The organism is Vibrio sp. 10N.239.311.G01 (genome assembly GCF_041465805.1).
Classification (GTDB): domain Bacteria; phylum Pseudomonadota; class Gammaproteobacteria; order Enterobacterales; family Vibrionaceae; genus Vibrio; species Vibrio crassostreae_C.
In genome coordinates this window covers 145465-157291 of sequence record NZ_JBFSRM010000003.1, presented here as the reverse complement: position 1 = coordinate 157291, position 11827 = coordinate 145465, and the positions used below count along the sequence as shown (strand labels likewise).

The 11827-nt window shown below is 44.9% G+C and carries 10 protein-coding genes; 2 read left to right on the top strand and 8 right to left on the bottom strand.

Translation table 11 applies throughout. The features are described 5' to 3' along the window. Positions 1–21 precede the first annotated feature (21 nt). The 5 genes from xni to queF form a co-directional block, all read right to left on the bottom strand. Entirely contained in the window at positions 22–795 is a 774-nt protein-coding gene (gene xni, locus AB6D06_RS03550) for a flap endonuclease Xni (protein WP_017063342.1), read from the bottom strand. A gap of 93 nt (positions 796–888) precedes the next feature. Continuing rightward, on the bottom strand, positions 889–2253 hold the full coding sequence (gene ppnN, locus AB6D06_RS03545; protein ID WP_372099659.1) for a nucleotide 5'-monophosphate nucleosidase PpnN: 1365 nt from the start codon (positions 2251–2253) through the stop codon (positions 889–891). Between the two features lie 376 nt (positions 2254–2629). Next, on the bottom strand, positions 2630–4195 hold the full coding sequence (locus tag AB6D06_RS03540; protein ID WP_372099661.1) for a diguanylate cyclase domain-containing protein: 1566 nt from the start codon (positions 4193–4195) through the stop codon (positions 2630–2632). Between the two features lie 118 nt (positions 4196–4313). Next, the gene (locus AB6D06_RS03535) at positions 4314–6572 is read right to left on the bottom strand and encodes a lipopolysaccharide assembly protein LapB (RefSeq protein ID WP_017063345.1); all 2259 of its coding nucleotides are present in this window, start codon (positions 6570–6572) and stop codon (positions 4314–4316) included. A 58-nt stretch (positions 6573–6630) separates the two neighbouring features. Next, entirely contained in the window at positions 6631–7476 is an 846-nt protein-coding gene (queF, locus tag AB6D06_RS03530; RefSeq protein WP_017060768.1) for an NADPH-dependent 7-cyano-7-deazaguanine reductase QueF, read from the bottom strand. Positions 7477–7607: 131 nt separating this feature from the next. Between queF and syd the strand changes: the two genes are divergently transcribed. Continuing rightward, on the top strand, positions 7608–8153 hold the full coding sequence (syd, locus tag AB6D06_RS03525) for a SecY-interacting protein (protein WP_017063346.1): 546 nt from the start codon (positions 7608–7610) through the stop codon (positions 8151–8153). Positions 8154–8157: 4 nt separating this feature from the next. Beyond that, positions 8158–8934 (top strand): Zn-ribbon-containing protein, encoded by a 777-nt coding sequence (locus AB6D06_RS03520; protein ID WP_017060766.1) that lies wholly within the window; start codon positions 8158–8160, stop codon positions 8932–8934. A gap of 120 nt (positions 8935–9054) precedes the next feature. On the opposite strand, the gene AB6D06_RS03515 is transcribed toward AB6D06_RS03520, so the two are convergent. The 3 genes from AB6D06_RS03515 to metN form a co-directional block, all read right to left on the bottom strand. Further along, positions 9055–9864, bottom strand: a complete 810-nt coding sequence (locus tag AB6D06_RS03515; RefSeq protein WP_017060765.1) for a MetQ/NlpA family lipoprotein — start codon at positions 9862–9864, stop codon at positions 9055–9057. A gap of 66 nt (positions 9865–9930) precedes the next feature. Continuing rightward, a complete protein-coding gene (locus AB6D06_RS03510; protein WP_017060764.1) occupies positions 9931–10614 on the bottom strand; it encodes a methionine ABC transporter permease in 684 nt (227 codons plus the stop codon). Next, entirely contained in the window at positions 10604–11638 is a 1035-nt protein-coding gene (metN, locus tag AB6D06_RS03505; protein ID WP_017060763.1) for a methionine ABC transporter ATP-binding protein MetN, read from the bottom strand. The genes AB6D06_RS03510 and metN overlap by 11 nt, the downstream gene beginning before the upstream one ends. Between the last annotated feature and the right edge of the window lie 189 nt (positions 11639–11827).

The window sequence follows — 11827 nt, the reverse complement described above, 5'->3', positions numbered from 1 at the left end:
ATATTATCGAGTCACAGCGACTTAAGAGCTTGCTTCGTAACGAATATCTTGCAGGTTGAACCCTAAATCAATATCGGTTTTGAGTGCCGATACTTGCTTACATACACGAGCGGATTCGATGTGTTCGTCGAACTTCTTACGATATTTTTTCGGCAGATCTTCTGCTTGATAGGCCGCTTCGATATCTGGGTAAGTGGTCAATATCTCTTTGGCTGCTTTTGGCCCGATACCTGGGATGCCCGGTACTTGGCTTGAGCTTACGCCCGTTAATCCCCAGTAATCCGCCAGTTGTTCAGGTTTAACGCCAAACTCAGCTTCGATAAAGGGTTTATCTAACCAGCGGTGCTGGAAGTAATCTCGGATCTGAAGCGTTGGTGACAACAGTTGGCAGTAGCCCTTATCCGTCGAGACGATGGTGACGGTTTCTCCGTGGTCAGCCACTTTCTTTGCCAGTGTTGCGACGAGATCATCCGCTTCATCGCCATCAGACAGCAGTGAATCAATGCCTAACTCCCACCAAGCTTGTTGAATAGCATCAAGGCCTTTCATCAATGGTTCTGGCATGGGTTTACGATTCTGCTTATAAGCAGGAAGCACATCTGCGCGCCAGCCACGGTCTTGTAAATGGTGATCAAATACCGCGATGATGTGGGTGGGCTTTGATTCATTCAGAATCTTATTGAGAGTGCGAATTGTGGTGGTAATGGTTCTTGCTATATCGGTTGGATCCGGCTGAACAGAGTGCACGCGTCGGATGAGGTTTAAGGCATCGATAATAACAAGATGGATAGACATAAGTTTCCACTAAATAGGCAATAAAAAAGGGGCTGCTAGCCCCTTATAGTAACGTATCACTTGGTGAGTTGAAACGTTGGTAACGTAAACGCCTTAATCACGTGAGGCGATTTTATAGCAAGGCACGTAGTCGGTCCCTCCCGGTAACTTCATTCGATGTTGCTCAACAAAGTCATTCAGCAGTTGGTCCATCTTGGTCATTAGCTCTTTGTCGCCATCAATTAGGAATGGGCCGTGTTTCTCTATCTCTAGAATACCTTCGGCTTTGACGTTACCGGCCACAATGCCAGAAAACGCTTTGCGTAAATTAGCCGCAAGGCTTTCTGTTTTCTGGTCCATATGAAGATCAAGTGCCGCCATAGACTCATGTGTCGGATCGAAGGGCAGTTGGAACTCAGGCTCAATATGCAGTGACCAGTTATAGCTATAAGCATCGCCGGTCTCTTTACGGTGAGAGCGTACATCTGGCATCGCTTGTTTCATGATTTTCGCTGCGCGTGCTGGATCATCAATCACGATTTCGTAGTGTTTCTGAGCCTCTTCCCCGAGGGTTTCCCCGATGAACTTATCGATAGAGCGGAAGTAAGCTTCACTCTCTTTTGAACCCGTTAATACAATCGGCATGGGTTGGTCGACGTTATTTGGGTGCATCATGATCCCTAAGATATACAGCAACTCTTCAGCCGTACCGGGGCCACCAGGGAAAATAATGATGCCATGCGCCATACGAACGAATGCCTCAAGACGCTTCTCGATATCTGGCATGATCACCAATTCGTTCACTATCGGATTTGGCGGCTCAGCCGCAATGATTGATGGTTCAGTTAACCCTAAGTAACGGTGGTCTGTATAGCGCTGCTTAGCGTGACCAATCGCAGCGCCTTTCATTGGCCCTTCCATTGCACCTGGTCCACAACCCGTACAGATGTTGAGTTCACGTAGGCCAAGTTCATTACCTACTTCACGAGTATATTGGTATTCAGTGGCGTTAATTGAGTGGCCACCCCAACACACGATCAGGTTAGGTTCGATGCCCGGCGTAAGTGCGCCTGCATTTCTCAAAATACCAAATACGAGGTTGGTAATATGAGTGGCATTAGTCAGGTTGAGTCTTTGGTTGTCTGCAAGATGCATGTTGACGTAGACAATGTCACGCAGCACTGAGAATAGGTGCTCTTGGATACCCTTGATGATTTCACCATCGACAAAGGCATGCTCTGGTGGGTTGCTCAGTTCGAGCTTGATACCACGCTCACGTCGCACGACTTCAACATCAAACGATTGATACTTGTCGAGCAACTCTTTGGAGTTGTCGGTGTGGCTTCCCGAGTTAAGTACCGCTAACGTACAGTTACGATACAGTTGGTACAGATCACTAGATGCGGTTTTCTTAAGACGCTCAACTTCAAGTTGAGAGAGTAAATCCATGCTACCGGCAGGGCTGATATGAGTGATCATAGTGCCTCCTTGTTGAAAAGAGCAGGGGGACGTTGAAGTGACCCTCTGGCTCGAGAGTGAGAAGCAAACGTTGAAAGTGTTTGGTTAAAGGTGAGAGAGTTAACCAGACGAAACGGTTACGACAGCGTTGCTTAATGGATTATATAATCTTGCTTAACAGTCTATATGCAGGTGCTTAACGGTATATACATGGGTGCTTAATAGCAGATGTATAGATGATTAAGAGCTAATATAAAATAAATTAAGAGCGTATATACAGCATTGCTTGCCAAGAATGCTTGTTAAGCGAATGTTAATCATTAGCTTAGCAAACATTGAGGGAAATGGTATGTGATAAGTATTTGAAAAAATGAAATAAATTAAATCTAAGGCTGGCTTAGTTCCAAACAAGTTGGTTGGTACCGCGTTGCTTTGCTTTGTTTAGCGTCTTATTGAGTCTCTCTAATACTTCTTCAGGCGTATCAGACTCTTTAAACTGAGTACTTGCCGCACACAAGGTAATCGTGATTTGTTGGTCACGGAACTTAAAGGGTAGGCGGCTTACTTGAGCTTGGATGTTTTGAATCACCTGGTGGCAATATTCATCGGTTTGTTCTGGCAACAGCAAAACAAACTCTTCTCCAGAAAAGCGAGCCACGGTATCGGTTGTGCCTGCTTCTTTAGTAATAGTTCTCGCGATGATTTTAAGTGCCTTATCACCAGCGGTATAACCAAAGCTGTCGTTGATGGCTTTGAAGTTGTCTATGTCGAGCAGCACTACGCGCAGTGAGTGTTGTGCACGAATCCAACGGCGATACTCAAGCTCTAAGCGATCAGTAAAGGCGGTGCGATTGTAAACCTTAGTGAGCGGATCAAGCAGCATACGCTGAGCCTGATCTTCTAAGCGCTTGCGGTAATCTTGGGTGACTTCATAGAGTGAATCTAACTGAGTCTTTCCATAACTCATTCTCTCTATCAGAGCTTGTTCTTTCTGTTCTGCGTGATTCAGTCTTTCTGAAAGAGAGGCGATTTCAGTGAGTAGTGGATTAATCGTTCGCTTTAAACTATCAATTTCCTTCGCTTTCTCTACAGAGTTCTGGCTCTTAATGACAAGTTCACTTAACTCAGAGTTAAGGCCTTGGCGGTGCTCAAAGTAACTTTGGCTCTGATCGGCATTTTGGTCTGCCGTTTTGATACTGGAGGCCAGCGAAGAGTTTAGCTGATCGATAAATTGTTCAGACTTTTTACGCTCTAGATTGGTGCCCTCTATGACTAGTTTGAGAATTTGAAGCGTCAGCTCAAGGAGGTTTTGTGTAGAAACACCAAGCAGCAGTTTGGCTCGAATATCGGTAAGTAGCTCACCCGATTCACCCTCAAAATCGAGTTCGGTGATCAGATGTTGTAATTCGTTTGATAAGTCGGCAAGGAGTTCTTGTTCAGGCGATTGCGCAGCGTCGGCAAAATGAGTACGAGAGTTGTTCGCCATGATCTTTATGGCACGCTCGTAAATACCGAGGAGTTTCATGGCGTGGTCGACTTTCTGACTGCCATTGCATTCGGAGAAGCTAAGTAAGTTTCGTAGGTCGCGTTTGAGCTGTGCTGGAAGGCCAGTTATGCGCTGCAGCGTTTCCCCACTGTGCTTAATGCTATCGTCCAGATACCCGTTCTGTTTATCCATAGCCAACGTTTTCTGCTTAAGCATCCTTTCTAATACTGCCAGTTTTGGGATCATTGAGCTAATGTCTTTTTGCTTTTCTAGCTCTTCCCTAAGGGCAATGAGGTTTTCATCTAAATGGCTGTTACTGCCAACACATGCGTCACTTAAAGATGTGACGATACGCTTTAGAACTTTTTGTTCTCTAATAAATTTGAACGAGGTGTCTCTTTGCGTCAAACGGACCTGCTCCAACTGAAGTTTCAGCTGGTGGAGTTGCGCCTGAATGTCTTTTTCAAGAATGCCCATAGATGTATTAATTAGCGCCGCGTAGACCGAGCTCGATCATTTTGATGAAATTCCGTTGCATCGATAATAACAAAACTAAAAATAAGGTCACGGCTTGCCGCTCTTAACCGCTCGCAAATCAGTCATCTTTTAGCATTTTTTTGATGTTGTCCTCATTCTGGTATGACGATTGTATCTTTATTAACCCTTGATTAATCGCATGTTTACACGCTTCTCGTATGTTACCAGTTGCAAGGCTTGCCGCTGGTGCGTTATCGATAGCTTTGAGGTATACCCATTGGCTAGTGCGTTCTTTCAAGCTGATTTCACGCGCTAGGTTGGTCGACATCAACAATACATCTAATAGCTCTTGGTCATTAATAGCGGTGTAAGCTCGTGGTAAAAACGGGTAGTCAGCGATGCCCATTCGAATCGTTCGGTTGATATTACGTTCTGGCTCGAAGTCATTTACCCACGATTGAATCTTTAGGAACATCGCTTCTGGTGATGAATCACGATCTGAATTTGGCTCTATATAAAGCAAGTTCGCATCTGAGAAATGATAGACGCGAGCTGGGCCTTCCAGTTTTGATTTTAAGAAATCACCGAAAGCATCTTCGAGCTCTAAGCCCGCTTTATAACCATTTTGCGTATACATGTTGCGCAGGAAAGGTAAGTCAATCATAACGAAGCGTAAGCGGTCGTTTAATGGTTCATAAATCAACTCCCCAAGCTGCCATTGCTCGAAGGTTTGGCTGGTTTGCTCTAACGAATTTGAGAGCTTAGCATTGAGCATTCTTAGGTTCGGAAGCTTTGAACGTGAGTGCGTAAAAAGATCAGTACGCAGCGAATCCACTTCTTTAGCTAAGGTTTGGATGAGGTAGCCTCTGCGTAGTACAAAGAAGAATAGGACGATGCTGAACAGAAATAGGGCGAAGGATATCTTTTGGAATTTACGATGCTCTAACTTATACCTTTCTAATTCTTGCGCTTGACCAGCGTAGTGCAAAGTTTGTTCAGCAAACTCTTTCTGCTGACGGAATGCATCCTCACCTACACGATTTAGTTTTTGCTGCTCTAAAGAAACTAAACTATTGTACTGCTTGAGATTCGCTAATGCTTGTTGAGGACGACCTGCTTGTTCATAGCCTAAGGACAGTAAGTAATACGAACGCTGTGACAGGTGCATATTTTCTATCTGACGTGAAATTTCAAGTGCACGTGTCGCATGCTTGATTACGTCATCGCTCTCTTGTAGATGATAAGCTAACCCTGCCGACAGCAGCGCAGCGCGGCCTTCCAGTTTTGGAATATCTGTGTACTCCAACAGCTCAAGAGCGCGTGTTAGGTATTGTTCTGCAAGAGGGTAGTTATAAAGGCGTAAGTAGGTAGCTGATAAACTCAGACGAATATCAATGACTTGTTGGATATCTCGGTCGGTGCTTTCATGGTCCAAAACGTTGAAGAAATGCACTAACGCAAGGTTATATTTTCCTTGAAAGAAGTATACATCACCCATTTTTTTAAGCACTTGTGCCAAAACAGGTGAGTTTTCAAAGCTATCATAGAAATCAGCAGCTTGAGATAAGTGCTCGAGAGCTTTATCTAACACTTGGCGTTCAAAGAAAAGCTGAGCAAGCAGGCGGTTTACTTTTGCTAAGCGTGAGCTCAGATTACCTTCTACGGATTTCCAGTAGCCATACAACAACTCAGATAGTGCGTGGTTGTACTCTTTATGGGTTAGATAAAATTCACCGACCGCGATGTGGTAGTCGATAGTCACTTTTTCTGAGTAACGCTGATCGAGGTAGGTTTTCGCTTCTTGGTAGAACTTCTCGGCTTCATCGACCTTATTGTCATAAGAGGCAATATCAGCTTTCAGCATGATCAAACGATAGGTAATACCTTCTGTTAAACGCAAGGTTTTATTCACCGATTCTAGGTTTGCTTCGATACTCGCCAGCTCTGTTTTTGCTTTGGCTGATTTCCTGTCACTCAGCCAAAGTAAGCGTACTTTTAGGATCTCAAGATCCAGTTTTAGGTACTCAAGCTTATAGGTTTTCGCAAGCTCAAATGCTTTGTCGATATGTTGAATCGCAATATGAATATTACCAAGGTTGTATTCTGCTTTCGCTAATATCTTGTAGGCATCAATACTGCTGTTTGGGGTTCTGATCGAAGAGTCTGTCTCTTCGCGAGAAATAGCCGATGGGCTTTTCTCGCTTTGGTCTGAAAGGATACGTAGCGTTAGGTAGCTGTTGGCCATTTGTTTTGCTTGGCTCGGCTCGATCTCAACCAAATTATTGGCTTCATTGAGTAGCGCCGACGAATAAACCGACGCATTGACCGATGTGCTTAAGCTTAAAATAAATAGACTAACAACGTATAACCAACGCATTTCAATGTCCCTTTAAAGATTTGGTAGGTTCAAATAAGTGTGGGTGGTTCTCGCCTGATTATTGGCGAGCCATACGCTTATTGTGGCTTGGTCTATCTTGCTCTGTTGAACGGTATGGGTTGATATCCAGACCACCACGACGTGTGTAACGTGCGAACACAGTTAGCTTCGAAGGTGCACAGTATTTCATGATGTCAGTGAAGATACGCTCAACACATTGTTCGTGGAATTCATTGTGCTCACGGAAAGAAACTAAATAGCGTAGCAGAGCTTCACGGTCAATTTGCTTACCAGAATATGCGATCTCAACGCTGCCCCAATCCGGTTGATTGGTGATCAAACAGTTCGACTTCAATAGGTGGCTGTGCAGTGTTTCTTCAACGTCTTGTTCGCCAGCAGCGCCTTCAAGCAGCGACGCTTCAAAGTCGTAGCTAGTGATTTGGATGTCTTGGTTGTCGATACAGTCACCTTCCATCGTCACGATAGGTTGGTTAGTGTAGTCGGTTACTGAGTTTACATTCACAATCACCGTTTCGCCTGCACATGCCGACAAATCTTGGGTCAGGCGCTCGGTTACTTGATCCCAGTTTTCAAATTGAGTCTGGTTGTAGCTGTTCAGGTACAGCTTGAAAGATTTTGATTCAATTAAATTTGGGCTGGTTGCTGGGATGAAAACTTCACCGACAGCCACTTGTGGTAGACCATTGGTGTTTAGCCACGAAAGCTCGTACATCGTCCAAATATCATGACCAACAAAAGGCAGCTCGCCGTTTAGCGCAAGATCATCGCGATTAAGGCTACGAGGCACTGGTTGCAATAAACTTGCATCGTATTGGTTAGAGTACTCAGTTTTTTGGCCAAGGGTTAAACCCGCTAGCTCTTTTGCGTCAGAATATTTGCTCATACTTTCGTTTCAAATTCGATTAGAATGGGGTCGATTTTACTGAATCCCCCTTACCCTGTCATTAAGTCATCGCTTAATCGGCGCGGAAAGGGCTCGGATTCTATTTATTATTTTGTGTTTAGGAGATTTTCATGACTCAACGTGCTCAAGACGCACTACTTTCTTTTAGTCAGCGATACGTTGACGCGTGGAAGCAGAAACACCAAAGCTTACCTCGTAATGAGGAGTTGGTGGACATCGTATCGCCATGCGTAGAAGAAAAGAGTGGCGATGCCGTGTTGTGGAAGCACTATCCACGTGAGCAATTCGCGGATTTCACCAACGTTGAAACCGGTATTGAGTTGACTCTGCATGAAGACATCAAAACTTTCTACGGCGCACAATTCAGCGCAGATATGAACGCAACTTTCGATGGTAACGAATTGACTCTGTTACAGATTTGGAGTGATGAAGACTTCGAATGCCTACAAGAAAACATTTTGGGTCACCTAGTAACTCAGCGTCGCTTGAAGCTAAAACCAACGGTTTTCATTGCCGCGACCGATGCTGAGCTGGATGTTATCTCTATCTGTAACCTAACGGGTAACGTGATTTTGGAGCGCTTAGGTACCAAAAATCGTGATGTGCTCGCCGAGACATTGGCAGAATTTTTAGAAAAGCTACAACCAGCGGTATAAATAGATGTACGTACTAGAACTTCAATTTGAGTGTTTTGATAACACAACGGTAAGCGCTGTCGACAAGGCGGTTAATGGCTTAATGGATGCACTTCGTTATAACGGACAAGTGTTAGGTCGTGAGTTCCCAATCGTGATGGGCGATGGTGAATTCTATGTTCGCGTTGTGTGCCCGGAGCAAGATAGCTTGCACCCGCGTAATCACTCAGACTTTGTGAAAGTGTGTTTTGATCGCTTGTCTAACGCGAGCCTACTAGCGCCTAAAATGCGTTTGCTAGGTCGAGATCTGAACTCAGAAGAAGTGGCAGAAGATGAAACACCAAGCTGGCAGGTGTTATACACGACATTCGTGCACACCTGTTCACCGCTGCGTAGTGGCGATAGCTTGCTACCAATCCCTTTGTATCGCAATCCACCTACCTTCAATGGCGACCATAAAGCCGTGTTGAAATGGCAGACCGAATGGCAAGCCTGTGATGAAGTACAAATGGGTGGTGGTTGTCGCGCGGAACATGCAACGCTAACCGAGATCAGTGACACGAAGAGTGTGCTGTTTAAACGCGGTTGGGGTCTAAGAGGGCGCATTGAGTATCTGACTAAGGTTCCAACCTACTACTACTTATACCGTGTCGGTGGGATCAGCCTGAAAGATGAAAAAGAGCGCAAATGCCCGCAATGTGGTGGTGAATGGCTGCTAGATGCGCCTATCCACGATATTTTCTATTTCAAGTGTGATGACTGCCGATTGGTGTCAAACATCTCTTGGGATCACCTGAAGTAATCGACTTTGTTTCGCTTAAATCTGAGATGCTTTACTTTCTAGCAAATCTTTATCATTAAAAAAGGGGCTGACGTTATGTCAGCCCCTTCGGGTATCTATACAGTGCTGTCGTTTAGTTGATTACCAACCTTTAACGACGCCACCTTGGAAGATGTCAGAAGCTGCGTTGTACACTTCTTCAGTTTGGTAAGCTTTAACGAAGTTTTGTACGTTTTCAGCGTTTAGGTTGTCTTCACGAGAAACGATTAGGTTTACGTAAGGAGAATCTTTGTCTTCAACGAATACGCCATCTTTTTGTGGAGTCAGGTTGATAGAGCTCGCGTAAGTTGTGTTGATGATAGATAGAGCAACATCATCAAGAGAACGTGGCAGTTGAGCTGCGTCTAGTTCAACAATCGTTAGGTTCTTAGGGTTACCCACGATGTCGCGAACTGTAGCTAGAAGACCTGCGCCTTCACGAAGTTCAAGAAGACCTTGTTGCTCAAGAAGAAGTAGAGAGCGACCTAGGTTTGTAGGGTCGTTTGGTACAGCAATACGAGCACCGTCTTGGATTTCGTCTACCGATTTCACTTCTTTAGAGTAACCCGCAATTGGGTAAACAAACGTGTTACCAGCGATAGTTAGCTTGTAGCCACGGTCAGCCACTTGCTGATCTAGGTACGGTGCGTGTTGGAATGCGTTGATGTCGATAGAACCATCATCTAGAGCTGCGTTTGGTGTTACGTAATCCGTGAAAGTAACCAGTTCAACGTCTAGGCCGTATTTCTCTTTCGCTACTTTAGCTGCCACTTCAGCAACTTGCGCTTCTGCCCCTGCCATTACGCCAACTTTTACTTTAGAAGTATCCACTTCTTTATCGCCACAACCTGCTAGAACTAGCGCTGAAGCTGCTGCTGCGATAGTTAGTAAACCTTTAAGGTTAAATTTCATAATAATCTCCTTTTAATAAATCTATTTAATTAGGTTCAGACGACTCTACTCTTTATGTGTGAGTCTTTATCTGTGGTCAACACGGCGAACTAATGAATCACCGATTGATTGAATAATTTGTACCAGCACAATCAACATCACTACTGTCACAGCCATGATGGTCACATCGTAGCGGTGGAATCCGTAACGAATCGCGACATCACCTAGGCCACCTCCGCCTACAGTACCGGCCATTGCTGAGTAGCTCACCAGAGTCACTAGCGTAATCGTTACTGAGTTGATGATAGTCGGTAGTGCTTCTGGAAGCAGAACCTTATTGATGATTTGTGTTGGTGTTGCGCCCATTGATTGGGCCGCTTCCACTAGACCTGTTGGTACTTCAAGTAGTGCACTTTCGATAAGTCGAGCCACGAATGGGATAGCGCCAATCGTCAGTGGAACAATCGCTGCTGTTGTACCGATGAAGGTACCAATCAGCATCTTAGTCAGTGGAATAATCGCAACCATCAAAACTAAGAAAGGTACTGAACGACCCACGTTCACAATCGCACCTAGAATCTTGTTTACTTTGGTGTTCTCTAACAGGCCACCTTTTTTAGTCGTATGCAGAATCACGCCTAGTGGAATACCGACCGCGAAGCCAACAATGCCTGCAACAGCAACCATGTAAAGCGTTTCGCCTGTTGCGCCTAATAGAAGGTTACCGTTAAGGCTGATCCAGTCAGCAATCTCGTTGAAACTAAAGGACATAACCAAGCACCTCTACTTTTACATTGTTGTCGCGTAGGAATTGGATAGCAGCATTATCATCTGCTTCATTACCGAACAGTTCAGCGACCATCATGCCGAACTTCACGCCACCGGCGTAATCAAGGTCAGAACTTAAGATGCTGACATCGATATTGAATTTACGTGCGATTTGCGTCATTAGCGGAGCATCAACCGTTGCACCAGTAAACTCAAGACGCACCAGCGGGTAGCTGCTGTTTACGCGAGTCTCTTGCAAACGTGCTTGGTAATCTTCAGGGATCGTCAGATCCAACGTTGAGCGAATAAACTGATGCGCTAGCTCTGTCTTCGGATGAGCAAAGATGTCACCGACTGTACCTTTCTCTACCAATTCACCGCCGCCAATGATCGCAACCTCGTGACAAATGCTTTTAACCACATCCATCTCGTGTGTAATAAGCAGGATAGTGATGTTCAGCTTGCGGTTGATTTCACGCAGCAGCTCAAGGATAGATTGAGTTGTTGCTGGATCCAATGCGCTGGTGGCTTCATCACATAGCAGTACTTTCGGGTCAGAGGCCAGTGCGCGAGCAATCGCCACACGCTGCTTTTGACCACCACTTAGGTTTGCCGGGTAGGTGTCACGCTTATCAGCAAGGCCAACCAGTTCAAGTAACTCGCTGACTTTCGCTTCAATAATCGCTTTATCTTTACCAGCAAGTTCTAGAGGCAGTGCTACATTGTTAAATACAGTACGAGAAGACAGCAGGTTGAAGTGCTGGAATATCATGCCGATGTTACGGCGCGCTTCGCTAAGCTCTGATTTGCTGAGTTTTGTTAGGTCGATACCATCAACAATCACTTCACCCGAAGTCGGGGCTTCCAACATATTTACACAGCGGATTAGGGTACTTTTGCCTGCACCTGAAGAGCCGATGACTCCAAAGATTTGACCTTGAGGAATGTGGAGGTTGATATCAATTAAGGCATTGATTTCTTTAGTGCCTTGATAAAAAACCTTATTGACTTGATTCACTTTAATCATAGAGAAACCCGTGCAGGTAGAACAGAATAATATGTCGATAGCTCGCTCGATTTACAGACGATGCTATGGTGTTCTATGATCTAAGTCAATAGATATTTTTACGTCTAGACGGCTAAACGTCGATTGTATGGCTAAGCTAGAAACAAATCGTTAACGAACGCAAAACTAAATAGATAGTGATGAAGCAAA

What these genes read in the sequence shown, in the direction of transcription:
- AB6D06_RS03510 (WP_017060764.1), bottom strand. Translation starts at nt 10,614, where the DNA reads ATGTCCTTTAGTTTCAACGAGATTGCTGACTGGATCAGCCTTAACGGT.
- AB6D06_RS03535 (WP_017063345.1), bottom strand. Translation starts at nt 6,572, where the DNA reads ATGCGTTGGTTATACGTTGTTAGTCTATTTATTTTAAGCTTAAGCACA.
- syd (WP_017063346.1), top strand. Translation starts at nt 7,608, where the DNA reads ATGACTCAACGTGCTCAAGACGCACTACTTTCTTTTAGTCAGCGATAC.
- AB6D06_RS03515 (WP_017060765.1), bottom strand. Translation starts at nt 9,864, where the DNA reads ATGAAATTTAACCTTAAAGGTTTACTAACTATCGCAGCAGCAGCTTCA.
- metN (WP_017060763.1), bottom strand. Translation starts at nt 11,638, where the DNA reads ATGATTAAAGTGAATCAAGTCAATAAGGTTTTTTATCAAGGCACTAAA.
- ppnN (WP_372099659.1), bottom strand. Translation starts at nt 2,253, where the DNA reads ATGATCACTCATATCAGCCCTGCCGGTAGCATGGATTTACTCTCTCAA.
- queF (WP_017060768.1), bottom strand. Translation starts at nt 7,476, where the DNA reads ATGAGCAAATATTCTGACGCAAAAGAGCTAGCGGGTTTAACCCTTGGC.
- xni (WP_017063342.1), bottom strand. Translation starts at nt 795, where the DNA reads ATGTCTATCCATCTTGTTATTATCGATGCCTTAAACCTCATCCGACGC.
- AB6D06_RS03540 (WP_372099661.1), bottom strand. Translation starts at nt 4,195, where the DNA reads ATGGGCATTCTTGAAAAAGACATTCAGGCGCAACTCCACCAGCTGAAA.
- AB6D06_RS03520 (WP_017060766.1), top strand. Translation starts at nt 8,158, where the DNA reads ATGTACGTACTAGAACTTCAATTTGAGTGTTTTGATAACACAACGGTA.